The sequence below is a fragment of the Enterobacter asburiae genome (genome assembly GCF_001521715.1).
GTDB lineage: Bacteria > Pseudomonadota > Gammaproteobacteria > Enterobacterales > Enterobacteriaceae > Enterobacter > Enterobacter asburiae.
Map to the genome: position 1 here is coordinate 3,444,149 of NZ_CP011863.1, position 26,994 is coordinate 3,471,142.

Sequence of the window (26,994 nt, forward strand, 5' to 3'; positions counted from 1 at the left end):
CATTATACGGATAAAGGACGCTTATTCCTATCCTGAGAAGCCCCCGAAAGCTATAATCCCCCCATCTCTCCTTTAAAAACGGGAATGTCTATGATCCGCAGTATGACCGCCTACGCCCGGCGCGAAATCAAGGGTAGCTGGGGTAGCGCCACATGGGAAATGCGCTCGGTAAACCAGCGTTACCTGGAAACGTATTTCCGTATGCCGGAGCAGTTCCGCAGCCTTGAGCCTGTCGTACGTGAACGTATCCGTACACGTCTGACGCGCGGAAAAGTGGAATGTAACCTGCGCTTTGAGCCCGATGCCAGCGCACAGGGCGAACTCATCCTCAACGAAAAACTGGCGAAACAGCTCGTGAATGCGGCGAACTGGGTCAAAATGCAGAGCGATGAAGGCGAAATCAACCCGGTTGATATTCTGCGCTGGCCTGGCGTCATGGCGGCTGGTGAGCAGGATCTGGATGCTATTGCCGCTGAAATCCTGGCAGCCCTCGACGGCACGCTGGACGACTTTATCGTTGCCCGCGAAACCGAAGGTCAGGCGCTGAAAGCGATGATTGAGCAGCGCCTTGAAGGCGTGAGCACCGAAGTTGCCAAAGTCCGCACCCATATGCCAGAAGTATTGCAATGGCAGCGCGAGCGTCTTGTCGCCAAACTGGAAGAAGCGGAAGTTCAGCTGGAAAACACCCGTCTGGAACAAGAGCTGGTGCTGATGGCGCAGCGTATTGATGTCGCTGAAGAGCTGGACCGTCTGGAAGCGCACGTTAAAGAAACCTACAACATTCTGAAGAAGAAAGAAGCTGTGGGCCGCCGTCTGGACTTTATGATGCAGGAGTTCAACCGCGAGTCGAACACCCTGGCGTCTAAGTCGATCAATGCAGAAGTGACGAATTCAGCGATTGAGCTGAAAGTGCTGATTGAGCAGATGCGCGAGCAGATCCAGAATATCGAGTAATGCCTTTCGGGTGGTGTCGACAGCACCACCCATTACTATTTCTAATCCATCTTAACGTCCATTTTGTCGGTTTACCGCTTTTCATCAAGCTTTCTCTATAGAACTTGATAAAAATTTATAGGGCAAACTGACTCGCCTTAGAAAATCTCAATCGTGATCTTGCGCACAAATCGCTAACCTCCCCCGCGTTCACACCGGAGAGTATATGCTGCTTCACATCCTTTATCTCATTGGCATCACCGCAGAAGCCATGACCGGCGCGCTTGCCGCCGGACGTCGCCGTATGGACACCTTCGGCGTGATCATTATTGCTACGGCGACCGCACTGGGCGGCGGTTCCGTTCGCGATATTCTGCTTGGTCATTACCCGCTCGGCTGGGTTAAACACCCTGAGTACGTGATTATCGTTGCGACGGCCGCCGTGTTAACCACCATAGTGGCGCCCGTTATGCCCCATCTTCGCCGCCTGTTCCTGGTGCTTGATGCGCTGGGGCTGATTGTCTTTTCGATCATCGGCGCGCAAATCGCGCTCGATATGGGGGAAGGACCGGTTATCGCCACCATCGCCGCCGTGGTCACAGGCGTATTCGGCGGTGTGCTGCGCGATATGTTCTGCAAACGCATCCCCCTGGTCTTTCAAAAAGAGCTGTATGCCGGCATCTCCTTTGCGGCAGCGGTGCTTTATATCGCGCTGCAGCATTACGTTTCGAACCATGACGTGGTGGTCATCTCGACGCTGCTGTTTGGCTTTACGGCCCGCATGCTGGCGCTGCGTCTGAAGCTCGGGCTGCCCGTTTTTCATTACAAACACAGCGCCCACTAGCTTCAGAACCCGTTGATGTGCTGTTCAGCGAGCCATTTCGCCAGCACATCAACCTGAGGCGCGTGAATCCAGTTAACGATTTGTCGCGCTTTCTCCTCTCCCGTTCCCGGCAGGCTCTGCCAGTCCTTTGCGTTGCGCCCGCTCATCTTCTGCCACGATATGTCTCCCATCGCCTTCAGCGAAGCCTGGGTCAATGGCACACCCATTGCCATGAGCCAGCGGATAAACGGCTTCTCACGCACCAGATTAAATCGATGCCAGAGCGCCAGCCCGCGTGCTGAGGAAAACCCCGGTGTAGCCTGCAGCTGCGCCTGCGTTAATAACAGCCATGAAAAGAGATGTTCAAAACGATGCGCCTGCCAGAGGGTCCGCCAGCCTGACTCGCCTACTCCTTCAATATCAAATACCTGCTTTGAGCTGAGCCAGGTCAGCCGGGCAAAGAACTGCTCCATACACTCCGGCGAAGCATAGAAACAGCTAAGAGCATGATAGCGCGAGGCCGGAGGCTCTGGTTTATGTCTGTCAGTCCCGCGCCAGAGCACCTTATCAAACCGGGGAATACCCTGCCCGGCCAGGCTGATCTGTATCTGATCCCCTGGAGCAATATCCAGATTCTGCCAGCGCCCAACCGAGCCCAGACTCACCCGCTGCACCTGTTTATCATCCAGTTGCACAGGTTCCAGCGCTGCGACAACGGAAATTTTACCCGTTCTCCCTACGGAAAAATGAATGTCTCTCACCTCTGCGACCTGGGCTGCGGGAGGATATTTCCACGCGACAACCCAGCTGCCTTCTCCCGGTAACCACTCTTCGCCCGCGGGTTCATCCTCCGAACGCACCACAATGCCATCCGTGGCAAAGGGTAATGCGGTCACGTGCCAGGCCGTGCGCTGTTTCTGGACGGCATCGACAGATTCGGCGGGTAGCGTGTACCGTGCCGACAGCGGAAAACCGGCCTGAGACAGTTCAGCTAAGGAGGTACGCATATCTTTCGGTCCGTCCGGCCAGGCCCAGATGAATACGCCGATCTTGCTCAATAGCGCGTTATCCTTTTGCCGCATCATCGCCCCCGCCATCTTTGCGCGAGCGTTCATTCCGCCCAACTGACTCTGAATATGGTTGTCGCATAACCAGTAAAGCTCGCCCTGCAAGACGCTATTCGCCAGCGCGCCGGTGAGCTTTTGCGGAACTGACGGGATTAACCGTACCTTCCCGGTCCAGTCTTCCCCTTTAAGGCCATCACCGCGACTAATAGCCTGAGTTAACTTTCCGTTGCGATAGACCAGCGTTACCGCAACACCGTCAACTTTGGGCTGCAGCCACAGATGCTGTCGGACACGCATCCACTGTCTCAACTCCTCTTTGCTGGCCACTTTATGCACGCCCGTGTGGGCAACAGGATGTTTTACGCTTCCCGTCAGCGCCGGGAGTTTCTCTTCTGAAGGCTCACTGCCAAAACAGCGCTGCCACTGCGTTAACCGCCCGTGAAGCTGGTCGTAAACCTCGTCGTTGATCTCGCTTATGCCCTGCTTCCAGTAGGCCTCATCCCAGCGTTTGATTTGCGCGCTTAACGACGCCATCTCTTTCTCTGCTTTTGCCTGCGACCACACCGGACACACCGCCGCGCCATAGCCACACCACAACAGCATTAACCCGCTTATCCATCGCCACATCGCTACCCCTCCTTTGCATTGCAGGAGGTATACCCGGATGCCTGAAACAACGCTAACAGCAACGTTTCACAATGCGAGACGCTATCCGGTGTTTCTTTTGGTTGCTGAAAACCACAGATAAAACCTGAAAACGGCACGCAAAATTCAATAATCCAGGGGAAAAAGTGTGACAAAGGCTACGTCACACGGCAGTGACGTGTATAATAAGCCCGTATGTAGGACTTCTTCGTTAACACATACAAAAGACTCTCATGGCTCAAGGCACGCTTTATATTGTTTCTGCCCCTAGTGGCGCGGGTAAATCCAGCCTTATTCAGGCACTGTTAAAAACCCAACCGTTGTACGACACACAGGTTTCTGTTTCTCACACCACGCGAGCGCCGCGTCCGGGTGAAGTGCACGGTGAACACTATTTCTTTGTGGATCACGACGAATTCAGAGCGATGATCGGCAGAGACGCGTTTCTTGAACACGCTGAAGTATTCGGTAATTACTACGGTACCTCGCGTGAAACCATTGAGCAGGTTCTGGCCACGGGCGTGAATGTGTTCCTGGATATCGACTGGCAGGGCGCACAGCAAATTCGCAAGAAAATGCCTGACTCGCGCAGTATCTTTATTTTACCGCCATCGAAAGATGAGCTGGATCGCCGCCTGCGTGGCCGCGGTCAGGACAGCGAAGAAGTGATCGCAAAGCGTATGGAACAGGCTGTTGCAGAAATGAGCCATTACGCGGAATATGATTACCTTATTGTGAATGATGATTTTGATGCCGCATTGAGCGATCTCAAAACCATTCTTCGTGCAGAACGTCTGCGTATGAGCCGCCAGAAGCAGCGACATGACGCATTAATCACCAAACTGTTGGCAGACTGAACCCACTTTCAGTATCATGCCCAGTCATTTCTTCACCTGTGGAGCATTTTAAGTATGGCACGCGTAACTGTTCAGGACGCTGTAGAGAAAATTGGTAACCGTTTTGACCTGGTGCTGGTCGCCGCGCGTCGCGCTCGTCAGATGCAGGTAGGCGGTAAAGATCCGCTGGTACCGGAAGAAAACGATAAAACCACCGTTATTGCACTTCGCGAAATCGAAGAAGGTCTGATCAACAACCAGATCCTCGACGTGCGTGAGCGCCAGGAGCAGCAAGAGCAGGAAGCCGCAGAACTGCAGGCCGTAACCGCTATTGCTGAAGGTCGTCGTTAATTAAACCTGCGGGTCGCCCTTGTATCTGTTTGAAAGCCTGAATCAACTGATTCAAACCTACCTGCCTGAAGACCAGATTAAGCGTCTTCAGCAGGCGTATCTCGTTGCACGTGACGCTCACGAGGGCCAGACACGTTCAAGCGGCGAACCCTATATCACGCACCCGGTAGCGGTGGCCTGTATTCTGGCCGAGATGAAACTCGACTACGAAACGCTGATGGCCGCTCTGCTGCATGACGTGATCGAAGATACCCCTGCCACCTATCAGGACATGGAACAGCTGTTTGGCAAAAGCGTTGCCGAACTGGTGGAAGGGGTCTCTAAGCTTGATAAGCTGAATTTCCGCGACAAGAAAGAGGCGCAAGCCGAAAACTTCCGCAAGATGATTATGGCGATGGTGCAGGATATCCGCGTCATTCTCATCAAACTCGCTGACCGTACCCACAATATGCGCACGCTGGGCTCACTTCGCCCGGATAAACGTCGCCGCATTGCCCGTGAAACCCTCGAAATCTACAGTCCGCTGGCGCACCGTTTAGGTATTCACCACATTAAAACCGAGCTGGAAGAGCTGGGTTTTGAAGCGTTGTACCCGAACCGCTATCGCGTGATTAAAGAGGTGGTGAAAGCCGCACGCGGTAATCGTAAAGAGATGATTCAAAAAATCCTCTCGGAAATTGAAGGGCGCTTACAGGAAGCGGGAATTCCGTGCCGCGTCAGCGGTCGCGAAAAACATTTGTACTCCATCTACTGCAAAATGGTGCTCAAGGAGCAGCGTTTTCACTCGATCATGGATATCTACGCTTTCCGCGTGATTGTCCACGACTCGGACACCTGCTATCGCGTGCTTGGGCAGATGCACAGCCTCTACAAACCGCGTCCGGGCCGCATGAAAGATTACATCGCCATTCCAAAAGCGAACGGCTATCAATCTTTGCACACCTCGATGATCGGGCCACACGGCGTGCCTGTTGAGGTGCAAATTCGCACCGAAGACATGGACCAGATGGCAGAGATGGGTGTTGCCGCACACTGGGCATATAAAGAGCACGGTGGCGAAAGCAGCACGACCGCACAAATCCGTGCCCAGCGCTGGATGCAGAGCCTGCTGGAGCTTCAGCAGAGTGCGGGTAGCTCGTTTGAATTTATCGAGAGCGTTAAATCCGATCTCTTCCCGGATGAGATTTACGTTTTCACCCCAGAAGGTCGCATTGTCGAACTGCCTGCGGGCGCAACGCCTGTCGACTTCGCTTACGCCGTGCATACCGATATCGGACATGCCTGCGTCGGCGCGCGTGTCGACAGACAGCCTTATCCGCTCTCTCAGCCGCTCTCCAGCGGCCAGACGGTAGAAATTATTACCGCGCCGGGCGCACGTCCGAACGCGGCCTGGCTGAACTTTGTCGTGAGCTCCAAAGCACGCGCCAAAATTCGCCAGCTGCTGAAAAACCTCAAGCGTGATGATTCCGTCAGCCTGGGGCGTCGTCTGCTCAACCACGCGTTGGGCGGCAGCCGTAAGCTGGCTGAAATTCCGCAGGAGAACGTCCAGCGCGAGCTGGAGCGCATGAAGCTCGCGTCGCTTGACGACCTGCTGGCAGAGATTGGCCTCGGCAATGCCATGAGCGTGGTGGTGGCGAAGAACCTGCAGCAAGGCGACACGACAGCGGTGCCTGCAACCACGCAAAGCCACGGACATCTGCCGATTAAAGGCGCGGATGGCGTGCTGATCACCTTCGCAAAATGCTGTCGTCCAATTCCTGGCGACCCGATTATTGCGCACGTCAGCCCGGGCAAAGGGCTGGTTATCCACCACGAGTCCTGTCGTAACATTCGCGGCTACCAGAAAGAAGCCGAGAAATTTATGGCGGTCGAGTGGGATAAAGAGACCGCACAGGAATTTATCACCGAAATTAAAGTGGATATGTTCAACCACCAGGGTGCCCTGGCGAACCTGACGGCAGCGATCAACACGGCTTCTTCCAACATTCAGAGCCTGAATACGGAAGAAAAAGACGGCCGCGTGTACAGCGCCTTTATTCGTCTGACCGCCCGCGACCGCGTGCATCTGGCGAATATTATGCGCAAGATCCGCGTCATGCCGGACGTGATTAAAGTCACCCGAAACCGAAACTAGGTTTATGAATTCACAACGTTATGCACGTATCTGCGAAATGCTCGCCAGGCGTCAGCCTGACCTGACGGTCTGCATGGAGCAGGTGCATAAGCCTCATAACGTCTCTGCTATCGTTCGTACTGCAGATGCCGTCGGTGTGCATGAAGTGCACGCCGTCTGGCCGGACGGCCGTATGCGCAATACGGTCTCGGCGGCGGCAGGCAGCAACAGCTGGGTGTCTGTCAAAAATCATCACACCATTTGCGAAGCCGTATCGCACCTGAAAGGGCGCGGGATGCAGATCCTCGCCACTAACCTGTCCGCTAAAGCCGTAGATTTCCGCGAGATCGACTACACCCGCCCGACCTGCATTTTGATGGGTCAGGAGAAAACCGGGATCACCCAGGAAGCGCTGGATCTGGCGGATCGGGACATCATCATTCCGATGATCGGCATGGTCCAGTCTCTCAACGTCTCCGTGGCGTCCGCGCTCATTCTGTATGAAGCGCAGCGCCAGCGTCAGAATGCCGGGATGTACGAGCGCAGCAACAGCATGCTGCCGGAAGAGGAACAGCAGCGCCTGCTGTTTGAAGGTGGTTATCCGGTGCTGGCTCGCGTTGCGAAGCAGAAAAAATTGCCTTACCCCCACGTCAACGCGCAGGGCGAAATTGAAGCCGATGCCGAGTGGTGGGCCACCATGCAGTACGCCGGGTAAGCGATGAAAGGCCGCCTGCTGGATGCCATCCCGCTTAACAGCCTGACGGGCGTGGGCGCGGCGCAAAGCAATAAGCTGGCAAAAATTGGCCTGCACACCGTTCAGGATCTCCTGCTTCACCTCCCCCTGCGTTACGAAGACCGCACCCAGCTCTACAAGATTGGCGATCTCCTTCCCGCCATTTACGCCACCGTTGAAGGCGAAGTCCTGAACTGCAATATCACCTTCGGCGGACGCCGAATGATGACCTGCCAGATCAGCGACGGCACCGGCATTCTCACCATGCGTTTTTTCAACTTCAGCGCGGCGATGAAAAACAGCCTGGCGACGGGCCGCAGGGTGCTGGCCTATGGCGAAGCCAAACGCGGGAAGTACGGCGCAGAGATGATCCACCCGGAGTACCGCGTGCAGGGCGATCTCAGCACGCCGGAAATGCAGGAGACGCTCACCCCGGTTTACCCGACAACCGAAGGCATCAAGCAGGCGACGCTGCGTAAGCTCACCGATCAGGCGCTGGAGCTGCTGGATACCTGCGCCATTACCGAGCTGCTGCCGCCCGAGCTGGCGCAGGGCATGATGAGCCTGCCCGAGGCGCTGCGCACCCTGCACCGCCCGCCGCCAACGCTGCAGCTCAGCGATTTAGAAAGCGGCAAACACCCCGCCCAACAGCGTCTTATCCTTGAGGAATTACTGGCCCATAACCTGAGCATGCTGGCACTTCGTGCGGGCGCGCAGCGTTTCCACGCCCAACCCTTAAGCCCGCGTGATGAGCTCAAAGATAAGCTGCTGGCCTCTCTGCCGTTTAAACCCACCGGCGCGCAGGCGCGCGTCACCGCCGAGATTGAACGCGATATGGCGCTCGACGTGCCGATGATGCGCCTGGTGCAGGGCGACGTCGGGTCCGGTAAAACGCTGGTTGCCGCCCTGGCCGCCCTGCGCGCGATCGCCCACGGTAAGCAGGTGGCGCTGATGGCGCCGACCGAGCTGCTGGCCGAGCAGCACGCCAATAATTTCCGCGCCTGGTTTGCGCCGCTGGGGATTGAAGTGGGCTGGCTTGCCGGGAAGCAAAAAGGCAAAGCGCGCCTTGCACAACAGGAAGCTATTGCCAGCGGGCAGGTGCAGATGATTGTCGGCACGCACGCCATCTTCCAGGAGCAGGTGCAGTTTAACGGTCTTGCGCTGGTGATAATCGACGAGCAGCACCGCTTCGGCGTACATCAGCGTCTGGCATTATGGGAGAAAGGCCTGCAGCAGGGTTTCCACCCGCATCAGCTGATCATGACCGCCACGCCGATCCCACGCACCCTGGCGATGACCGCCTACGCCGATCTGGATACCTCCACCATCGATGAGCTGCCGCCGGGCCGTACGCCGGTCACAACGGTCGCGATTCCTGACACGCGCCGCAGCGATATCATCGACCGCGTGCGCAACGCCTGCACCCAGGAAGGGCGTCAGGCCTACTGGGTCTGTACGCTGATTGAAGAGTCTGAACTGCTGGAAGCACAGGCTGCCGAAGCAACGTGGGAAGAGCTTAAGCTGGCGCTGCCGGAGCTGAACGTGGGTCTGGTTCACGGACGCATGAAGCCCGCCGAAAAACAGGCGGTGATGCAGTCGTTCAAACAGGGTGATTTGCATCTGCTGATCGCCACCACGGTGATCGAAGTCGGCGTGGACGTCCCCAATTCCAGCCTGATGATCATCGAAAACCCGGAGCGTCTCGGCCTTGCCCAGCTCCACCAGCTGCGCGGGCGCGTCGGCCGTGGCGCGGTTGCGTCCCACTGCGTACTGCTCTACAAAGCGCCTCTTTCCAAAACCGCCCAGATGCGTCTGCAGGTGCTGCGTGACAGCAACGACGGTTTTGTGATTGCGCAAAAAGACCTGGAGATCCGCGGCCCGGGCGAACTGCTGGGCACGCGTCAGACGGGTAACGCGGAATTCAAAGTGGCGGATTTGCTGCGCGATCAGGCTATGATCCCCGAGGTTCAGCGCCTCGCCCGCCATATTCATGAACGCTACCCCGAACAGGCGGCAGCGTTAATTGAGCGCTGGATGCCGGAAACCGAGCGCTACTCCAACGCCTGATTTCAGGCAAACATCGGCAGCATCAGGTACAGCTTGATCACCAGCGCGTTGACGATATCAATGAAGAAGGCGCCAACCATCGGGACCACCAGAAACGCCATGTGCGATGGCCCGAACCGTTCTGTGATCGCCTGCATATTGGCGATAGCCGTTGGAGTGGCCCCCAGACCAAACCCGCAGTGACCCGCCGCCAGCACCGCCGCATCGTAGTTTTTGCCCATCATGCGCCAGGTCACGAACATGGCGTACAGCGCCATAAACAGCGCCTGTACCGCCAGAATCGCCACCATCGGCAGCGCCAGCGAGGCCAGCTCCCACAGCTTAAGGCTCATCAGCGCCATCGCCAGGAACAGCGACAGGCAGACGTTGCCGAGCACCGATACCGCCCGTTCAAACACGCGATAGAAGCCCATCAGCGCCAGACCGTTGCTCAGGATCACCCCGATAAACAGTACGCAGACAAACGTCGGCAGTTCAAACGCGGAACCCGCAAGCCATTGCGCAACCACTTTGCCCACGGTCAGACAGATGGCGATCGTCGCGATAGTTTCAATCAGCACCAGCGAGGTGATGCTGCGGCCAACGTCCGGCTTTTCGAAAGCGGTCGGCACCAGCTCATCATCCGGCCTGCCGTTTGGCGTGGTGGAGTGCTTCACCAGATACCGCGCCACCGGGCCGCCAATCAGACCACCCAGAACCAGGCCAAAGGTCGCACAGGCCATCGCCACTTCCGTCGCGTTTTCAAACCCGTAGCGCTCGATGAACAGCTTGCTCCACGCGGCCCCGGTTCCGTGACCGCCCGAAAGAGTAATCGACCCCGCCAGCAGCCCCATCAGCGGATCCAGCCCCAGCAGCGTCGCCATCCCGATGCCGATGGCGTTTTGCATTAGCAGCAGCCCCACCACCACAATCAGAAAGACGCCCAGCACCTTACCGCCCGAGCGCAGGCTTGCCAGGTTGGCGTTCAGGCCGATAGTGGCAAAGAAGGCCAGCATCAGCGGGTCTTTCAGGGACATATCAAAATCGATTTCCCAGCCCATGCTTTTTTTCAGTATCAGCAGGGCCAGCGCCACCAGCAGACCGCCGGCGACAGGTTCAGGAATGGTGTACTTTTTCAGAAAGGAAACACTGTGTACCAGCTTGCGACCAAGCAGAAGAACCAGCGTTGCGGCAACAAGGGTCGACAACGTATCGAGATGAATCATAAAAGGCTCCTGTTATGCGCGTGTTCCATACACACGCGGCGTTATCCTGGGCCGGGTTGCGCTCTTCATGAGCCCCCGGCGCAAAAAGTGTAATTTTTTTTCCCGACGCGTTGTAGAAAACCTGCTCACAGCAGCAGATTTTCTTCCCTTTTTTTGCTGGCAATCGTTTGCTTTTACCAGGTGGTCAGATAAAATGCCCGCTTTTCCACCGTGGGATTGCCGCCGATGTCCGTTAACACCATAGAGTCGCCCGATGCGCAACCGATTGCGCAGAAGCAAAATAGCGAACTGATTTACCGCCTTGAGGACCGCCCGCCGCTACCGCAAACGCTTTTCGCCGCCTGCCAGCATCTTCTGGCGATGTTTGTTGCGGTGATCACCCCGGCGCTGCTGATTTGCCAGGCGCTCGGCTTACCGGCGCAGGACACGCAGCACATTATCAGCATGTCTCTCTTCGCCTCCGGCGTGGCCTCGATTATTCAAATTAAAGCGTGGGGTCCGGTGGGGTCAGGTTTATTGTCGATTCAGGGCACCAGCTTTAACTTCGTGGCACCGCTGATCATGGGCGGTACGGCGCTGAAGACCGGCGGTGCGGATGTTCCGACCATGATGGCGGCGCTGTTCGGCACCCTGATGCTGGCCAGCTGCACGGAGATGGTCATCTCCCGCGTTCTGCATCTGGCTCGCCGCGTCATCACCCCGCTGGTTTCCGGCGTCGTCGTGATGATTATCGGCCTGTCGCTGATCCAGGTGGGCCTCACCTCCATCGGCGGCGGCTATGCCGCAATGAGCGACCATACCTTCGGCGCGCCGAAGAACCTGCTGCTGGCGGGTGTCGTGCTGGCGATCATTATTCTGCTTAACCGTCAGCGTAACCCTTACCTGCGCGTCGCCTCGCTGGTGATCGCCATGGCGGTGGGCTACCTGCTGGCGTGGGCGCTGGGCATGCTGCCGGAGAACACCGCGCCGACCAACAGCGCGCTGATCGTCGTTCCCACGCCGCTGTACTACGGACTGGGCATTGACTGGGGCCTGCTGCTGCCGCTGATGCTGGTCTTTATGATCACCTCTCTGGAGACTATCGGTGATATCACCGCCACCTCCGACGTCTCCGAGCAGCCGGTGTCCGGCCCGCTGTACATGAAGCGCCTGAAAGGCGGCGTGCTGGCGAACGGTTTGAACTCGTTTGTCTCTGCGGTATTCAACACCTTCCCGAACTCCTGCTTTGGCCAGAACAACGGCGTGATCCAGCTGACCGGCGTTGCCAGCCGCTACGTCGGTTTTGTGGTGGCGCTGATGCTGATCGTCCTCGGCCTGTTCCCGGCGGTAAGCGGCTTTGTGCAGCACATTCCTGAGCCGGTGCTGGGCGGCGCAACCCTGGTCATGTTCGGGACTATCGCGGCCTCCGGCGTGCGTATCGTCTCCCGCGAGCCGCTGAACCGCCGCGCGATCATGATTATCGCGCTGTCGCTGGCCGTCGGTCTGGGCGTTTCCCAGCAGCCGCTGATCCTGCAGTTTGCGCCTGACTGGGTGAAAAACCTGCTCTCTTCCGGCATTGCCGCGGGCGGTATCACCGCTATCGTTCTGAACCTCGTTTTCCCACCTGAGAAAAATTGATTTCTCTCACGGCAGGCAATAAATGCCTGCCGTGACATCTAATTACACCATTCCCGCCTTGAGGATTGCGCATAAATCGTGCATAACTCCCTTATGTGCGTTTTGCGGGATGGAAGACCATGAAATTTATTGGAAAGCTCCTCATCTATCTTCTGGTAGCCCTGCTCATTGTGCTGCTGGCGCTCTACATTCTGCTCCAGACCCGCTGGGGCGCGTCTCAAGTCAGCAGTTGGGTGACGGTGAATACCGACTACGAACTCAGTTTCGACAAGATGAATCACCGCTTTTCGTCGCCTTCCCACATCATTCTGGAAAACGTCACCTTCGGCCGGGACGGTAAACCCGCCACGCTGGTAGCCAAAAAAGTCGATATTGGCCTGAGCAGCCGCCAGATAACCGATCCGCTGCATATGGACACCATCACCCTGTTCGACGGCACGCTGAATCTCTCCCCCCAGACGGCACCGCTGCCTTTCCAGGCGGATCGCCTGCAGCTGAACAATATGGCGTTTAACAGCCCTAATACCGAATGGGACCTGAGCGCGCAGAAGGTCACAGGCGGCGTCAGCCCGTGGCAGCCGGAAGCGGGCAACGTGCTGGGGAACAACGCGCAGATCCAGATGAGCGCAGGCTCGCTGACCCTGAACGGCGTACCGGCCACCAACGTGCTGATCGAGGGCCAGCTTAACGGTAAGGAAGTGGTGCTAAAAACGATTGGCGCCGACATGGCCCGTGGCTCGCTTACCGGCTCCGCCCTGCGCAACGCCGACGGGAGCTGGATTATCGACACGATGCGCCTGAATGAAATTCGCCTGCAGAGCGATAAAACGCTGATGGCGTTCTTCGCGCCGCTGGCCACTATTCCCTCTCTGCAGATTGGTCGTCTGGACGTGACCGACGCCCGGCTTCAGGGCCCGGACTGGGCGGTGACCGATCTCGATTTAAGCCTGCGCAACCTGACTCTCAGCAAAGGCGACTGGCAGAGCCAGGAAGGCCGTCTGTCCATGAACGCCAGCGAGTTTATCTACGGCTCGCTGCATCTTTTCGACCCGATCCTGAATGCGGAGTTTTCCCCGCAGGGCATGGCGCTGCGTCAGTTCACCTCCCGCTGGGAAGGCGGCATGGTGCGCACGTCCGGTAACTGGCTGCGCGACGGTAAAGCGCTGGTGCTGGACGATGTTGCCATCGCCGGGCTGGAGTACACCCTGCCGCAGAACTGGAAAACGCTGTGGATGGAGCCTCTGCCGGAATGGCTTAACAGCGTCACGCTGCAAAAATTCGGCCTGAGCCGCAACCTGGTGATCGACATCGATCCCGCCTTCCCGTGGCAGATCACCTCTCTGGACGGCTATGGCGCAAACCTGCAGCTGGTGAAAGATCGCCAGTGGGGCATCTGGGGCGGCAGCGCAACCCTGAACGGTGCGGCGGCGACCTTTAACCGCGTGGACGTGCGTCGTCCGTCGCTGGCGCTGAATGCCAACGCCGCCACGGTGAACATTACCGACCTGAGCGCCTTTACCGAGAAAGGTATTCTGGAAGCAACGGCGACGGTTTCGCAGCTGCCGCAGCGGCAGACCACGGTGAGCCTGAACGGGCGCGGCGTGCCGCTCAACGTACTGCAGCAGTGGGGCTGGCCTGCATTGCCGATTACGGGCGACGGCAATATTCAGCTCACCGCCAGCGGTAGCGTGCAGGCAAGTGCCTCGCTGAAGCCAACGGTGAACGGCAAGCTGAACGCGGTGAATATGGATAAACAGCAGGTTCAGCAGACGTTGACGGGCGGTGTGGTATCGACCGCACCCTCACCCCAGCCCTCTCCCTGAAAGGGAGAGGGAGCAAACCCTTCCCTCGCCCCTTTGGGGAGAGGGTTAGGGTGAGGGGAATTAAAAGTGAACCACCACCTCATTCCCCTCCGCTTTCACTACCACACCCCACTCGCTGCCCGCGTGTGAACCACCCTTCACGCCGCTCACCTTCTGCACGTTGCGCAAGCACACCGACCAGTTTTGTGCGTCTCCCGCGCCGGTAAAGGTCACGATGTCGCCCCGACGTGACGCCTTCAGCGTAAACGCCACTGAACCGTCCGCCGCAGGCACTTCGCTCACCGCCGTTGCGCCATCGTCCAGGTTAAACAGCTGGAAGGCCGTCCCCTCATTCCACGCGTAGTCCGGCTTCTGGTTATTGTTACCCAGCGCCAGCAGGGTGTTATCGCGCACGTAGACCGGCAGGCTCATGAAATCGTGCTGCTGCTTATGCCAGCGGCTGCCCTGAATTTCGTCGTTGTGCCACAGGTGCGTCCAGCGGCCTTCCGGCAGATAGAACTGCACGTCGCCCACCTCGGAGAACACCGGCGCGACCATTACCGAATCCCCCAGCATGTACTGGCGGTCGAGGTAATCGCACGCCGGATCGTTCGGGAACTCCAGCATCATCGCCCGCAGCATCGGCGTGCCGAACTCGCGCGCCAGCGCCGCCTGGCGATACAGATACGGCATCAGCTGACACTTCAGCTGGGTGAAGTGGCGCACCACGTCGCAGGACTCGTCATCGTACGCCCACGGCACGCGGTAGGATTTACTGCCGTGCAGGCGGCTGTGGCTGGAGAACAGCCCGAACGCGCACCAGCGTTTATAGACGTGCGCCGGAGCGGTGTTTTCGAACCCGCCGATATCATGGCTCCAGAACCCGAAGCCGGACAGGCCAATCGACAGCCCGCCGCGCAGGCTTTCGGCCATCGATTCATAGTTGGCGTAGCAGTCGCCGCCCCAGTGCACCGGGAACTGCTGTGCACCCACGGACGCCGAACGGGCAAACAGCACCGCCTCTTCCTCCCCCACCGTCTCTTTCAGCACGTTCCACACCAGCTCGTTATAGATGTAGGCGTAGTGGTTGTGCATCTTCTGCGGATCGGAACCGTCGAACCACTGCACGTCCGTCGGGATACGCTCGCCGAAATCGGTCTTGAAGCAGTCGACGCCGATCTCCACCAGGCCTTTCAGCCTGTCGGCATACCACCGGCACGCGTCCGGGTTGGTGAAGTCATAGATCGCCAGCCCCGGCTGCCATTTGTCCCACTGCCACAGGGAGCCGTCCGGGCGCTTAAGCAGGTATCCCTTCTCTTTCAGCTCCCGGAATATCGGGGATTTCTGGCCAATGTATGGGTTAATCCACACGCAGACCTTCAGCCCTTTCTCCTTCAGGCGGCGGATCATCCCTTCCGGATCCGGGAAGGTCACCGGGTCCCACTCGAAATCGCACCACTGGAAGGCCTTCATCCAGAAGCAGTCGAAGTGGAACACGTGCAGCGGCAGGTCGCGCTCGGCCATGCCGTCGATAAAGCTGTTTACCGTCGCTTCGTCGTAGTTGGTGGTGAACGAGGTGGTGAGCCACAGGCCGAACGACCACGCAGGCGGCAGCGCCGGACGCCCGGTGAACCGCGTATAGCGGTTCAGCACCTCTTTCGGCGTCGGGCCGTCGATCACGAAGTACTCGAGATATTCCCCTTCCACGCTGAACTGCACTTTGGAGACCTTCTCGGAGCCGACTTCAAACGAGACGTTTTCCGGATGATTCACCAGCACGCCGTAGCCGCGGTTGGTCAGGTAGAACGGGATATTTTTGTAGGACTGCTCGGTGCTGGTGCCGCCGTCGCGGTTCCAGGTTTCGACCGTCTGCCCGTTGCGCACCAGCGCGGTGAAGCGCTCGCCCAGGCCGTAGACCGTTTCCCCCACGCCCAGATCCAGACGTTCGAACACGTAATTGCGGTCGGCATTGCTGTCCTGCACGTAGCCGTTGTTTTTCAGCTGGCTGCCGGTAATGCGCTGGCCGTTGCGCAGGAAATCCAGCGCCCAGAACTCGCCTTTGGTGACGCGCACGCTGACGCTGCCGCTTTTCAGCTCAGCAAACCCGGCGTTGTTTTCAATCTCAACCTTCACGTCTTTCAGAACGTTCAGCGGATAGTGCGGGCCGTTATTCAGCGCGCCCTGGAAGTGCTCGATGCGCACCCCGACAATCCCTTCCTGCGGGGAAAACAGGCGCACCGTGAACATCAACGTGTCGAGCTGCCAGGTGCGTTCGCGCACGTCGCGCGGCGCAACAAACACCACCAGGTCATTGCCCTGCTGCTCCACGTCGAACACCTGCACCGGATACGTCACGTTCAGGCCCGGTTGAATAAGCCAGTTTCCATCACTGATTTTCATGCTCTCGTCCTCTTAGTTCTGTAATTCTTTGCTGACCGGCAGGTTTTCAAATTCCTGCTGATTGCGGCGCGCGCCCTGCGCCAGCTCGCCCAGGATTTTGGTCAGGAAGGGGGTTTTCAGCGTGTAGTAGCGTTTGGCGATAATGGCGCTCAGCACGTAGCAGACCGCCGGGGCCAGGGTAAACAGGCCGATGATGATGCTGATGGTCGCACTGTTCTGAGTTTTGGCTGCCGCGTCGTAGCCGCCGCCTGCCAGCATCCAGCCGATCATTGCCCCGCCCAGCGCCAGGCCGAGCTTCAGCACGAACAGCGTGCCCGCAAAGCTGATGCCGGTCAGGCGCTTACCGTTGGTCCATTCGCCGTAGTCGACGGTATCGGACATCATCACCCACTGAATCGGCGTCACCAGCTGGTGCAGCACGCCGATGACGAAGATAAAGGCGAACATCAGCACCGTGGCGTGCATCGGGACGAAGAACATCGCCACGCTGACCACCGCCAGCGCGGCGTTGGTCCACCAGAAGATGCTGACCTTGCACTTCCAGTCGGTGAGCGGTTTCGCCAGCGCGGAGCCGATCAGGTTGCCGACGCAGTAGGTGGTGAGGAACGCGACGAACACCTCCGGCGAGCCCATGATCCAGGTGCAGTAGTACATCATCGCCCCGCCGCGCACGCAGACGGCGAGGATGTTGAGGATGGTGAGCACGCCGACGATGCGCCACTGGTCGTTGTGCCAGATGTCGCGCAGGTCTTCCCGCATGGAGGTGGTGCTCGGCGGCACCTGGATGCGCTCTTTGGTGGTAAAGAAGCAGAACGCCAGCATCAGGAACGCGACTACCGACAGCACGGCAATCCCGCCCTGGAAGCCGAACGCCTTATCGTCGCCGCCAATCAGATTCACCAGCGGCATCATCAGTACCGTGGAGAGCATGCCGCCCGCCGTCGCCAGCACAAAGCGCCAGGACTGTAGGGAGATACGCTGCGTCGGGTCGTTGGTGATCACGCCGCCCAGCGCGCAGTAGGGAATGTTGACCACGGTATAGAGCAGGGTCAGCAGGGTGTAGGTAACAGCAGCGTAAACCATTTTGCCGTTGAGGCTGAGGTCCGGCGTGGTGTAGGCCAGCACGCAGACGATGCCGAACGGGATGGCACCAAACAAAATCCACGGACGGAACTTGCCCCAGCGGCTGCGGGTGCGGTCGGCAATCAGCCCCATGCACGGGTCGGAGATCGCATCCAGCGCGCGCGCCAGCAGGAACATGGTGCCGACAAACCCGGCGGGAATGCCGAAAATGTCGGTATAGAAAAACATCATGTACAACATGACGTTATCAAAAATGATGTGGCTGGCGGCGTCTCCCATGCCGTAGCCAATCTTCTCTTTCACTGACAATACTTCGCTCATCTTTTTTTATCCTTCACGCTGTAGGAGGCGCTGAGACCGGTTACAGAGTTTTAAACCATTGTTTCAGGAGCGGGTATTGCGTTTTCTGGTTAGCAGATTACGTTTCTTGTTTTTTGTGATCGCGGTAAATGTTGGGAACCCGAGGGGCTAACATGAGGATTTTCTTAGGAATTAACTGAAACAGGGGTGTACAGGTCAAAAGAGAGGTGAAAAAAGTGTGTCTGGGTATGTGGTAAATGCCTGAAAGTAGCTATAATGCGCCCCGCCTCCATGTAGCAATCGAGGCGCGGAAGATCGTCATCTCCGGTGAGGTGGCTGGACTTCAAATCCAGTTGGGGACGCCAGCGTTCCCGGGCAGGTTCGACTCCTGTGATCTTCCGCCAATTAGCCTCCCCTGAATTCCCCCACAGTCAATAAATCCCTTATACTACCTGCAATTGCAATCAGTTATGTTCTCCTGAGGTCAACTCATGTCTACCAGAATCAAGTACATTTTGGGGGCATTATGGGGGGCATAAAAGATGCCCCCATTTTGAGGTGCCCCCAATGAAGCTAACAGCCCGTCAAGTTGATACTGCTAAACCGAAAGAAAAGCCCTACAAGTTATCTGATGGCGGTGGTCTCTACCTTGAGGTAGCGACCAGCGGCTCACGTTACTGGCGTTTGAAGTACCGTTACGCTGGTAAAGAAAAACGCCTGGCCTTTGGTGTATATCCTGAAGTCTCCTTAGGGAAGGTGCGAATAAGCAGGTCATTTCTTCCCAAGCTGACTCGCTGATTAAAATTTCGCGGATCTGGGCCGATTTTTTTCCCGCAAACACATCGAATCAGCCTATTTAGGCTATTTTTTCCACCATTTCTGGCGTTATTTCCGGTTTTTACTGAGATCTCTCCCACTGACGTATCATTTGGTCCACCCGAAACAGGTTGGCCAGGGTGAATAACATCGCCAGTTGGTTATCGTTTTTCAGCAGCCCCTTGTATCTGGCTTTCACGAAGCCGAACTGCCGCTTGATGATGCGAAACGGGTGCTCCACCCTGGCACGGATGCTGGCTTTCATGTATTCGATGTTGATGGCCGTTTTGTTCTTGCGCGGATGCTGCTTCAAGGTTTTTACCTTGGGAAGGTGCGAACAAGTCCCTGATATGAGATCATGTTTGTCATCTGGAGCCATGGAACAGGGTTCATCATGAGTCATCAACTTACCTTCGCCGACAGTGAATTCAGCAGTAAGCGCCGTCAGACCAGAAAAGAGATTTTCTTGTCCCGCATGGAGCAGATTCTGCCATGGCAAAACATGGTGGAAGTCATCGAGCCGTTTTACCCCAAGGCTGGTAATGGCCGGCGACCTTATCCGCTGGAAACCATGCTACGCATTCACTGCATGCAGCATTGGTACAACCTGAGCGATGGCGCGATGGAAGATGCTCTGTACGAAATCGCCTCCATGCGTCTGTTTGCCCGGTTATCCCTGGATAGCGCCTTGCCGGACCGCACCACCATCATGAATTTCCGCCACCTGCTGGAGCAGCATCAACTGGCCCGCCAATTGTTCAAGACCATCAATCGCTGGCTGGCCGAAGCAGGCGTCATGATGACTCAAGGCACCTTGGTCGATGCCACCATCATTGAGGCACCCAGCTCGACCAAGAACAAAGAGCAGCAACGCGATCCGGAGATGCATCAGACCAAGAAAGGCAATCAGTGGCACTTTGGCATGAAGGCCCACATTGGTGTCGATGCCAAGAGTGGCCTGACCCACAGCCTAGTCACCACCGCGGCCAACGAGCATGACCTCAATCAGCTGGGTAATCTGCTGCATGGAGAGGAGCAATTTGTCTCAGCCGATGCCGGCTACCAAGGGGCGCCACAGCGCGAGGAGCTGGCCGAGGTGGATGTGGACTGGCTGATCGCCGAGCGCCCCGGCAAGGTAAGAACCTTGAAACAGCATCCACGCAAGAACAAAACGGCCATCAACATCGAATACATGAAAGCCAGCATCCGGGCCAAGGTGGAGCACCCATTTCGCATCATCAAGCGACAGTTCGGCTTCGTGAAAGCCAGATACAAGGGGTTGCTGAAAAACGATAACCAACTGGCGATGTTATTCACGCTGGCCAACCTGTTTCGGGCGGACCAAATGATACGTCAGTGGGAGAGATCTCACTAAAAACTGGGGATAACACCTTAAATGGCGAAGAAACGGTCTAAATAGGCTGATTCAAGGCATTTACGGGAGAAAAAATCGGCTCAAACATGAAGAAATGAAATGACTGAGTCAGCCGAGAAGAATTTCCCCGCTTATTCGCACCTTCCTTAACTGGCAAGGAAAAACATGTGGGGGCATAATTGGGGGCACACTTAAAAATCGCATAGAAAAATAATCAATCAATTCAAGGTTATTACTTATCAAATGCGACTCCTGTGATCTCCGCCAAAATGCGGTAATGACTCCAACTTACTGATAGTGTTTTATGTTCAGATAATGCCCGATGACTTTGTCATGCAGCTCCACCGATTTTGAGAACGACAGTGACTTCCTGCCCAGCCTTGCCAGATGCTGCCTCAGATTCAGGTTATGCCGCTCAATGCGCTGCGTATATCGCTTGCTGATAACGTGCAGTTCTCCCTTCAGGCGTGATTCATACAGCGGCCAGCCATCCGTCATCCATACCACGACCTCAAAGGCCGACAGCAGGCCCAGAAGACGCTCCAGCGTGGCCAACGTGCGTTCACCGAATACGTGCGCCACAACCGTCCTCCGTATCCTGTCATACGCGTAAAACAACCAGCGCTGGCGTGATTTAGCGCCGACGTAACCCCACTGTTCGTCCATTTCCGCGCAAACAATGACGTCACTGCCCGGTTGTATGCGTGAGTTTACCGACTGCGGCCTGAGTTTTTTAAGTGTCGTAAAATCGTGTTGAGGCCAACGCCCATAATGCGTGCACTGGCGCGACATCCGACGCCATTCATGGCCATATCAATGATTTTCTGATGCGTACCGGGTTGAGAAGCGGTGTAAGTGAACTGTAGCTGCCATGTTTTACGGCAGTGAGAGCAGAGATAGCGCTGATGTCCGGCAGTACTTTTACCGTTACGCACCACGCCTTCAGTAGCTGAACAGGAGGGACAGCTGATAGAAACAGAAGCCACTGGAGCACCTCAAAAACACCATCATACACTAAATCAGTAAGTTGGCACCATTACCCTTTATCCCGACGTACTTATTTGCATGTATTCCGCACCGGCAAATTCCTGGCTGTGGATACGCGGTGAAATAGACGCCTATCTCTCGCTGCAGGACCCGCTGTATCACTGGCGAGCCAGCGTATTAAAAATGGTCGATAGCCGTTATCGCCCACTAAAAAAACCCACGGCGTTATCGCTGACGCCGGGCGAATGGAGGGTATTGAAGGAACTGCGTAAGGGTCTGGATATGCGTTACATCGCCGAAACAGAGCAGCTTTCTTACCGTCGTGTCAGCGCGTTAAAAAGCTCAGCGATAAGAAAACTCGGGCTCAGGAACAAGACAGATTTGCTGGTCTTTTTAACCAGTTAGACCTGCTGCTTTCAGAGCAAATCTCGACATAACACCATAATGGAATCAGGACAATGAAAGCTCAATTCAATAATAAAACGCTGCTCGCGATCACTATTGCGGCATTACTGCCAGCGGGCACGGCCCTGGCTGCCGGCACCAGCGGCGGCACGGTGAACTTTAGCGGCAAAGTGGTGACCTCCGCCTGCGCCATCAGCGCAGGAAGCGCCAACATTGACGTTGATATGGGTGAAGTGCGTACCGCAACGCTGGCGACCGCCGGCAGCGTTGCCAGCACGGCAAAAGCGTTTGCCATCACCCTGGAAGATTGCGAAATCGCCGATACATCAGCCTCTACGGATGAGAACCCGATTGCCGCCACAACCGTGGCCGTCACCTTCACCGGCACGCCGGACACTTCCGATGTTAATAGCCTGTCCGTCGGGGCAAACGGCAGCGCCAACTCTGCGCAAAACGTGGCTATTCGCCTTTATGACGAGCAGGGCAACGTGGTGAACCTGGGTGAACCTGCTGCGGCCATCCCTCTGCGTAAGGGTGCCAACACCCTGAACTTCAGCGCGAAATATTACTCGCCGAAGGGCGGCGCCACCGCGGGTGATGCCAGCGCCGTCGCGACCTACACCGTAACCTATTCGTAATCCTCAGGCCCGGTCTGCGAGCCGGGCCTGTCTTAGCTTTCAGGAGAAGCACTATGCGCGTAAACACATGGATTTGCCTGGCGGGCGCGTTATGTTCCTCCGCCGTCTATGCCGGCGGCGTGGGGCTGGGCGCAACGCGAATGGTCTACTCCAGCGCCACCAGCCAGGCCATGATGCAGGTGAGAAACACCCATCCCGACGCCACGTTCCTGATCCAGTCATGGATGGAAAATGAGCAAGGCGAACGCACCAACGACTTCGCGATCACGCCGCCGCTGTACGTCATGAAGCCGGCCAGCGAAAGCGCGGTGAAAATTATGTTTAACGGCAAAGCCCTGCCAGCGGATCGGGAGACGCTCTACTGGATGACGGTCAAAGCCATCCCCCAGCAGGCGAAAAGCGGCGCCGGAAATACGCTGCAGTTTGCGTCGGCTAACCGCATCAAGGTCTTTTATCGCCCGGAAGGACTCAGTGAGAGCCCGGGAGAGGCGTGGAAAAAACTGGCCGGTGCCTATCGCGCCGGAAAAGTGACGCTCAGCAACCCCACGCCGTACTACCTCACCACCATCAACGTGAAAATTGACGGTATGCCGGTGCAGCCGGTGATGGTGCCCCCGAAAGGCAGCGTGACGCTGGCCGAAACCTTCAGCCATGCGGGCAGCATGAGTTATCAGACCATTAACGATTACGGGGCATGGACCCCCGCCACGCGCGCGTCGTTATCCCAATAATAAAAACAGTAAGGCGTGACCACGTGAAAATAAAAATCCTGTGCGCCACGGTAATCTCCCTGGTGATTCGGCAAGCCGTGGCTGCTGAAAGCGAGCTGCAATTTAACCCCGCGTTCCTCAACGGCGAGAGCGCAAACAGCGCCGATCTCGCCTGGGTCAACGCCGGGAGCGCGTTGCCGCCGGGTGATTACAACCTCAACGTGTATATCAATACGAATTATGCGTTCACGGGTAACGTCACGTTCCGCCTTGCTGAGGACAGCACGGGTGAAACGCTGCCCTGCCTCACGCCTGAGCAATTCGACGCGCTGGGCATCGATAGCCATCAGGCGAAGGGCGGCGGCCTGCCGCTGGCGCAGCGCTGCATCTTCTTAACAAAGGCGTTTGCGAATACGCAGTTTGATCTGGACCAGAAGTCGCTCACCCTAAGCTTCACCGTACCGCAAAGTGCGATGCGCAATTTGCCGCGCGGATACGTCAGCCCGGAAAGCTGGGAGGCGGGCATTCCTGCCGCGTGGCTGAATTACGTGGTCAACGGCTCGAACAATGAGTATCGCGGCGAGACGCGCACGCGGGAACAGCAGCTGTTTGCAAGCCTCAACAGCGGCGTCAACCTGGGCGCGTGGCGGCTGCGTGATTTCACCACGTGGACCAAAGACAGCAATGAGCTCACCCACGTGCAGACCTGGCTGCAGCGCGATATTCACGCCCTGCGCGCGCAGGTGTATGCCGGGGAAACGTATACCTCGGCGCAAGTCTTCGACTCCGTGGGCCTGCGCGGTATCGCCCTGAAAACCGATGACAACATGCTGCCCGCCAGCCTCAGCGGCTATGCGCCTGAAGTCCGGGGTATCGCGCGCAGCAACGCGACCGTAACGGTTCGCCAGAACGGCAACATCATCTATCAAACCTCCGTCCCGCCGGGGGCGTTTGTACTGAAAGATCTCTACCCGACCTCCTCGGGCGGCGATCTGGCGGTCACCATTCAGGAGAACGACGGCAGCAAAACGCAATACACGCTTCCCTTTGCCAGCGTGCCGAACCTGGTGCGTAACGGACAGGTGAAATATGCCCTCGGCGCCGGGAAATACCGTCCGACGGGCAATCAGGATGCGCCCTCTTTCGCGCAGGGCGAGCTGTTCTACGGCTGGCGATACGGCCTGACGTTTTACGGCGGGGCGCAGTTTGCCGATCGCTATAACGGCCTGGCCCTCGGGTTTGGGCAAAACCTCGGCCGCTTTGGCGCCTACTCCATCGACCTGACCCACGCCCGCAGCCAGCTGGCGGACGATCGGCACTACAGCGGTGATTCGGTGCGCCTGCGCTACAGCAAACTGCTGAACGACATTGGCACGCGGGTGAACTTCTTCTCGCTGCGCTACTCCACGAAAGGGTTTTATACCCTCAGCGACACGACGTACAAAGGGATGTCGGGCGGATCGCCAAAGCAGACGGTGGAAGACGATGGCACCGTCACCACCCATTACGACAACGTGTACAACCTGCGCATGTCGCGCAAGGCAAAAAACCAGCTGCTGCTGTCGCAGCCGATGGGACAATACGGCTCGCTGTCACTGTCGTGGGATCAGCAGACCTACTGGAACACGTCAAATACCACGCAAAGCCTGCAGTTTGCGTGGAACGCCACGTTTCGCAACGTGTCGCTTGGCGTCAGCGTCCAGCGAAGCTCGAGCCTGTATGACGACAAGAAAGATAACATCCTGTCGATGTCGATTTCGGTCCCGCTGGGCAACCCGACGCTGTCGACCCGCGCGCGCTTTACCACGACCCATGCAGACTCCACCGGCACAACCGCCAGCACGGGCGTGAGCGGCTACCTGCCGGGCCAGGAAAACCTGTTCTATAGCGTCAACCAGCGCTACAGCGCCCAGCAGCACTACGGCGGCGATGCCACCCTGCAGTACGAAGGCGCGTGGGGAGACTACAACCTGGGCTACAGCTACGCCAGCGACTCCCGCAACCTCAGCTACGGCATCAGCGGCGGTGCGGTAGTGCATGAAGATGGCCTGACGCTGAGCCAGCCGCTCGGAAATACCAACATTCTGGTAAAAGCCCCGGGGGCCAGCAGCGTCGCCGTGCTTAACCATAAGGGCATCAAAACGGACAGCCGTGGCTACGCGGTGATCCCGTACGCCACGCCGTACCGCGTTAACCAGGTCGCGCTGGACGTGACGACCGCCGGCAACGACGTGGAGCTGGAAAACGCCATCGCCAACAAAACGCCTACCGACGGCGCCCTGGTTCGCGCCACCTTCACCACGCATCAGGGAGCAAAAGCGATGTTTATCGTGCGTCACGGCAACGATGTGCTCCCCTTCGGCACGCTGGTCTCGCTCGATGATGACAAAACCAGCGGCATCGTCGGCGATGGCGGCAGCCTGTATCTTTCCGGTTTGTCAGAAAAGGGCACGCTGAACGCCGTGTGGGGCCGCGGCAGCCGCCAGCGCTGCGCTATTACCTATGCCTTAAACAAGCAGCACTTTAACGCCCGCACCGGTCTCTATTCTCAGGAGGTGGTATGTCAGTAACGTTTCGGATCGGCTGCATCGCACTGCTGGCTTTCGCTCTCCCCGTTCGCGGGTATGACGTGCTGGTCTCCGTTACCGGCAATTTGATCGGCAACACCTGCGTGGTGGCGCAGGACTCCGGGGAGCAAAACGTGCCTCTGGGCACCATTGGTATTAAACAGTTCAGCCGTGCCGGGGCCATCAGCAATATCAAAACGCCCTTCACGCTCAGGCTTGAAGCGTGCGGGCCAACCTTTGCTGGCGTAAAAATCCGCTTCAGCGGTACGCCGGATGATGCCAACCCGCAGCTGCTGAAAATTGCCGACGGTGGCGCTACCGGCGTGGCGGTGCAAATCCTCGATAAAGAGAGCGTACTCATTCCCCTGAACACGCAAACCACCGCGTACGGAACGGCGGGAGATGACAGCGTACAGATGACCTTTTACGCGCAGCTGGTTGCCACCGCTACGCCGGTGAGCGCCGGCGATGTGTCAGCCCTCGCGACCTGGACAACGGAGTATCTATGATGCGTTTAGCGTTTCTTCTCGGCGGATTACTTTTCTGCGCCAGCGTGCAGGCTCTGGACTGGAAATCGGATATTACGCTCTCCCCTCAGCCGATGACCTACAGCGGGCCGGCGGATTCCGTGGTGCCGGGCAGCATTATCGGCTCGACCTGGAGCGCCACCGCCAGCGTGCAGCAGGTGTTCTGGTGCGGGCTTATTTTTACCTGCACCAAAGGGACGCTGCAGCCCAGCAGCAGCGCCATCTCAAGCGGTGCGACGGTCACCGTCGACGGCGCGAATTACACCATTTTTGAGACCGGCGTACCGGGCGTGGGCTATATCATCGGGCTGAAGGATTTTAAGAGCACAAAATATATTCCCCTGCAAACCGGTATCACGCAAAGCTACCCCGCAGAGGGCACCAGTGGGTATGCCCAGGATCTGGGCTGGTCGGCAAAGGTCACCTTTATTAAAACCGGTGCCGCCCTGAAATCCGGCGTCTATAACATCCCGACCATCAACGCCGCGGTGCTCACCGCCTATAACAACGAGACGAAAACGGCGCAGGTGATTATCAGCCCGACCACCATCACGGTAACCGCCAGCGGGTGTACGGTCGGCAGCAAAAACGCCAGCGTGGCGCTGGGCACCATTGATATTCGCACTCTGCCCACGGTGGGAAGCACGTCGCCATCGGGGACGTTTACCGTCGGCCTGACCTGCGACGCGAACGTGGCGGTTCACGCCGTGATGACCGATCAGACCACGCCGTCGAACACCTCGTCGGTGGTAACGCTGACAGGAGACTCCACGGCGTCCGGCGTTGGGGTGCAGTTTTTCTACAACGGCAGCGGGCCGCTGACGATGGGGCCGGACAGCTCGGCCGCGGGTGCGACCGGCCAGTTCTTAATCCAGAGCACCACGGCGGCACAGACGCTCACGTTACCGTTCCAGGCGCAGTACATCCGAACCGGAGAACTGGTCCCCGGCTCGGCCAACGCGCTGGCCAGCATTACGTTTTCCTACCAGTAGGG

The 26,994-nt window shown here is 57.6% G+C and carries 21 protein-coding genes, 1 tRNA gene and 3 pseudogenes; 18 read left to right on the forward strand and 7 right to left on the reverse strand.

Annotation, left to right across the window (positions count from 1 at the left end; genetic code table 11):
- The first annotated feature begins 90 nt into the window (after positions 1-90).
- Entirely contained in the window at positions 91-954 is an 864-nt protein-coding gene (locus ACJ69_RS16655) for a YicC/YloC family endoribonuclease (RefSeq protein ID WP_023309886.1), read from the forward strand.
- Positions 955-1,159: 205 nt separating this feature from the next.
- A complete protein-coding gene (locus tag ACJ69_RS16660; RefSeq protein WP_023334014.1) occupies positions 1,160-1,777 on the forward strand; it encodes a trimeric intracellular cation channel family protein in 618 nt (205 codons plus the stop codon).
- Between the two features lie 2 nt (positions 1,778-1,779).
- Here the strand turns inward: ACJ69_RS16660 and ligB are convergent, their stop codons facing one another.
- Positions 1,780-3,450, reverse strand: a complete 1,671-nt coding sequence (gene ligB / locus ACJ69_RS16665) for an NAD-dependent DNA ligase LigB (RefSeq protein WP_059347351.1) — start codon at positions 3,448-3,450, stop codon at positions 1,780-1,782.
- 251 nt (positions 3,451-3,701) lie between these two features.
- On the opposite strand from ligB, the gene gmk reads away from it, so the two are divergent.
- The 5 genes from gmk to recG are packed head-to-tail and all read left to right on the forward strand — an operon-like array spanning position 3,702 to position 9,568.
- The gene (gene gmk / locus ACJ69_RS16670) at positions 3,702-4,325 is read left to right on the forward strand and encodes a guanylate kinase (protein ID WP_010426438.1); all 624 of its coding nucleotides are present in this window, start codon (positions 3,702-3,704) and stop codon (positions 4,323-4,325) included.
- Between the two features lie 54 nt (positions 4,326-4,379).
- Positions 4,380-4,655: a DNA-directed RNA polymerase subunit omega gene (gene rpoZ, locus ACJ69_RS16675; RefSeq protein ID WP_000135058.1), complete on the forward strand. Its 276-nt coding sequence runs from the start codon at positions 4,380-4,382 to the stop codon at positions 4,653-4,655.
- Positions 4,656-4,674: 19 nt separating this feature from the next.
- A complete protein-coding gene (gene spoT, locus ACJ69_RS16680) occupies positions 4,675-6,789 on the forward strand; it encodes a bifunctional GTP diphosphokinase/guanosine-3',5'-bis pyrophosphate 3'-pyrophosphohydrolase (protein ID WP_023309883.1) in 2,115 nt (704 codons plus the stop codon).
- Between the two features lie 4 nt (positions 6,790-6,793).
- The gene (trmH, locus tag ACJ69_RS16685) at positions 6,794-7,483 is read left to right on the forward strand and encodes a tRNA (guanosine(18)-2'-O)-methyltransferase TrmH (protein WP_059347352.1); all 690 of its coding nucleotides are present in this window, start codon (positions 6,794-6,796) and stop codon (positions 7,481-7,483) included.
- Between the two features lie 3 nt (positions 7,484-7,486).
- Positions 7,487-9,568: an ATP-dependent DNA helicase RecG gene (gene recG, locus ACJ69_RS16690; RefSeq protein ID WP_023309881.1), complete on the forward strand. Its 2,082-nt coding sequence runs from the start codon at positions 7,487-7,489 to the stop codon at positions 9,566-9,568.
- 2 nt (positions 9,569-9,570) lie between these two features.
- Here recG and gltS read toward each other — a convergent pair whose 3' ends face one another.
- Positions 9,571-10,773 (reverse strand): sodium/glutamate symporter, encoded by a 1,203-nt coding sequence (gene gltS, locus ACJ69_RS16695; protein WP_029740798.1) that lies wholly within the window; start codon positions 10,771-10,773, stop codon positions 9,571-9,573.
- Positions 10,774-10,998: 225 nt separating this feature from the next.
- Here gltS and xanP point away from each other — a divergent pair, with 225 nt between their 5' ends.
- Positions 10,999-12,390, forward strand: coding sequence for a xanthine/proton symporter XanP (xanP, locus tag ACJ69_RS16700; RefSeq protein ID WP_054829885.1), 1,392 nt, complete (start codon positions 10,999-11,001; stop codon positions 12,388-12,390).
- 119 nt (positions 12,391-12,509) lie between these two features.
- Positions 12,510-14,213 carry an AsmA family protein gene (locus tag ACJ69_RS16705; RefSeq protein WP_059347353.1) on the forward strand — a complete coding sequence of 568 codons (1,704 nt, stop codon included), beginning with the start codon at positions 12,510-12,512 and terminating at the stop codon, positions 14,211-14,213.
- Between the two features lie 60 nt (positions 14,214-14,273).
- On the opposite strand, the gene yicI is transcribed toward ACJ69_RS16705, so the two are convergent.
- Together yicI and ACJ69_RS16715 are read right to left on the reverse strand one after the other, a co-directional pair.
- Positions 14,274-16,592, reverse strand: a complete 2,319-nt coding sequence (yicI, locus tag ACJ69_RS16710; RefSeq protein WP_059347354.1) for an alpha-xylosidase — start codon at positions 16,590-16,592, stop codon at positions 14,274-14,276.
- A 12-nt stretch (positions 16,593-16,604) separates the two neighbouring features.
- A complete protein-coding gene (locus ACJ69_RS16715) occupies positions 16,605-17,996 on the reverse strand; it encodes a glycoside-pentoside-hexuronide family transporter (protein ID WP_059310318.1) in 1,392 nt (463 codons plus the stop codon).
- Between the two features lie 288 nt (positions 17,997-18,284).
- Here ACJ69_RS16715 and ACJ69_RS16720 point away from each other — a divergent pair.
- Positions 18,285-18,379, forward strand: a tRNA-Sec gene (locus tag ACJ69_RS16720).
- 163 nt (positions 18,380-18,542) lie between these two features.
- Positions 18,543-18,764, forward strand: a pseudogene (locus ACJ69_RS24385) (Arm DNA-binding domain-containing protein); the annotation flags it as partial.
- On the opposite strand, the gene ACJ69_RS25920 reads toward ACJ69_RS24385, so the two are convergent.
- On the reverse strand, positions 18,671-18,892 hold the full coding sequence (locus ACJ69_RS25920; protein ID WP_081051444.1) for a hypothetical protein: 222 nt from the start codon (positions 18,890-18,892) through the stop codon (positions 18,671-18,673). The pseudogene ACJ69_RS24385 and the gene ACJ69_RS25920 overlap by 94 nt on opposite strands.
- Positions 18,874-19,116 (reverse strand): annotated as a pseudogene (locus ACJ69_RS16725) (IS5/IS1182 family transposase); the annotation flags it as partial. The gene ACJ69_RS25920 and the pseudogene ACJ69_RS16725, both read right to left, overlap by 19 nt.
- Positions 19,117-19,185: 69 nt before the next feature.
- Here ACJ69_RS16725 and ACJ69_RS16730 point away from each other — a divergent pair.
- Positions 19,186-20,166: an IS5-like element IS5 family transposase gene (locus tag ACJ69_RS16730; protein ID WP_000019402.1), complete on the forward strand. Its 981-nt coding sequence runs from the start codon at positions 19,186-19,188 to the stop codon at positions 20,164-20,166.
- 288 nt (positions 20,167-20,454) lie between these two features.
- On the opposite strand, the gene ACJ69_RS16735 is transcribed toward ACJ69_RS16730, so the two are convergent.
- A protein-coding gene (locus ACJ69_RS16735; RefSeq protein ID WP_223274117.1) for an IS1 family transposase occupies positions 20,455-21,152 on the reverse strand; the annotation gives its coding sequence in 2 pieces (ribosomal slippage) (positions 20,455-20,903 and positions 20,903-21,152; 699 coding nt in all).
- Between the two features lie 61 nt (positions 21,153-21,213).
- On the opposite strand from ACJ69_RS16735, the pseudogene ACJ69_RS16740 reads away from it, so the two are divergent.
- The 6 genes and pseudogenes from ACJ69_RS16740 to ACJ69_RS16765 form a co-directional block, all read left to right on the forward strand.
- Positions 21,214-21,558: pseudogene (locus ACJ69_RS16740) on the forward strand (helix-turn-helix domain-containing protein); the annotation flags it as partial.
- A 53-nt stretch (positions 21,559-21,611) separates the two neighbouring features.
- Complete coding sequence (locus tag ACJ69_RS16745; RefSeq protein ID WP_054830077.1) at positions 21,612-22,196, forward strand: fimbrial protein; 585 nt, start codon at positions 21,612-21,614, stop codon at positions 22,194-22,196.
- Positions 22,197-22,249: 53 nt separating this feature from the next.
- Positions 22,250-22,927 (forward strand): fimbrial biogenesis chaperone, encoded by a 678-nt coding sequence (locus ACJ69_RS16750; RefSeq protein WP_059347355.1) that lies wholly within the window; start codon positions 22,250-22,252, stop codon positions 22,925-22,927.
- A 23-nt stretch (positions 22,928-22,950) separates the two neighbouring features.
- Positions 22,951-25,476, forward strand: coding sequence for a fimbria/pilus outer membrane usher protein (locus ACJ69_RS16755; protein ID WP_059347356.1), 2,526 nt, complete (start codon positions 22,951-22,953; stop codon positions 25,474-25,476).
- Positions 25,467-25,982, forward strand: a complete 516-nt coding sequence (locus tag ACJ69_RS16760; RefSeq protein ID WP_059347357.1) for a fimbrial protein — start codon at positions 25,467-25,469, stop codon at positions 25,980-25,982. The genes ACJ69_RS16755 and ACJ69_RS16760 overlap by 10 nt, the downstream gene beginning before the upstream one ends.
- Positions 25,982-26,992 carry a fimbrial protein gene (locus tag ACJ69_RS16765; protein ID WP_059347846.1) on the forward strand — a complete coding sequence of 337 codons (1,011 nt, stop codon included), beginning with the start codon at positions 25,982-25,984 and terminating at the stop codon, positions 26,990-26,992. The genes ACJ69_RS16760 and ACJ69_RS16765 overlap by 1 nt, the downstream gene beginning before the upstream one ends.
- The last annotated feature ends 2 nt before the right edge of the window (positions 26,993-26,994 follow it).

Excerpts from the sequence above, each read along its gene's own strand:
- ACJ69_RS16660 (WP_023334014.1), top strand. The coding sequence starts at position 1,160 with ATGCTGCTTCACATCCTTTATCTCATTGGCATCACCGCAGAAGCCATG.
- trmH (WP_059347352.1), top strand. The coding sequence starts at position 6,794 with ATGAATTCACAACGTTATGCACGTATCTGCGAAATGCTCGCCAGGCGT.
- ACJ69_RS16705 (WP_059347353.1), top strand. The coding sequence starts at position 12,510 with ATGAAATTTATTGGAAAGCTCCTCATCTATCTTCTGGTAGCCCTGCTC.
- gmk (WP_010426438.1), top strand. The coding sequence starts at position 3,702 with ATGGCTCAAGGCACGCTTTATATTGTTTCTGCCCCTAGTGGCGCGGGT.
- rpoZ (WP_000135058.1), top strand. The coding sequence starts at position 4,380 with ATGGCACGCGTAACTGTTCAGGACGCTGTAGAGAAAATTGGTAACCGT.
- ACJ69_RS16760 (WP_059347357.1), top strand. The coding sequence starts at position 25,467 with ATGTCAGTAACGTTTCGGATCGGCTGCATCGCACTGCTGGCTTTCGCT.
- ACJ69_RS16715 (WP_059310318.1), bottom strand. The coding sequence starts at position 17,996 with ATGAGCGAAGTATTGTCAGTGAAAGAGAAGATTGGCTACGGCATGGGA.
- ACJ69_RS16745 (WP_054830077.1), top strand. The coding sequence starts at position 21,612 with ATGAAAGCTCAATTCAATAATAAAACGCTGCTCGCGATCACTATTGCG.
- yicI (WP_059347354.1), bottom strand. The coding sequence starts at position 16,592 with ATGAAAATCAGTGATGGAAACTGGCTTATTCAACCGGGCCTGAACGTG.
- ACJ69_RS16655 (WP_023309886.1), top strand. The coding sequence starts at position 91 with ATGATCCGCAGTATGACCGCCTACGCCCGGCGCGAAATCAAGGGTAGC.
- ACJ69_RS16750 (WP_059347355.1), top strand. The coding sequence starts at position 22,250 with ATGCGCGTAAACACATGGATTTGCCTGGCGGGCGCGTTATGTTCCTCC.
- ACJ69_RS16765 (WP_059347846.1), top strand. The coding sequence starts at position 25,982 with ATGCGTTTAGCGTTTCTTCTCGGCGGATTACTTTTCTGCGCCAGCGTG.
- recG (WP_023309881.1), top strand. The coding sequence starts at position 7,487 with ATGAAAGGCCGCCTGCTGGATGCCATCCCGCTTAACAGCCTGACGGGC.
- ligB (WP_059347351.1), bottom strand. The coding sequence starts at position 3,450 with ATGTGGCGATGGATAAGCGGGTTAATGCTGTTGTGGTGTGGCTATGGC.
- ACJ69_RS16730 (WP_000019402.1), top strand. The coding sequence starts at position 19,186 with ATGAGTCATCAACTTACCTTCGCCGACAGTGAATTCAGCAGTAAGCGC.
- xanP (WP_054829885.1), top strand. The coding sequence starts at position 10,999 with ATGTCCGTTAACACCATAGAGTCGCCCGATGCGCAACCGATTGCGCAG.
- gltS (WP_029740798.1), bottom strand. The coding sequence starts at position 10,773 with ATGATTCATCTCGATACGTTGTCGACCCTTGTTGCCGCAACGCTGGTT.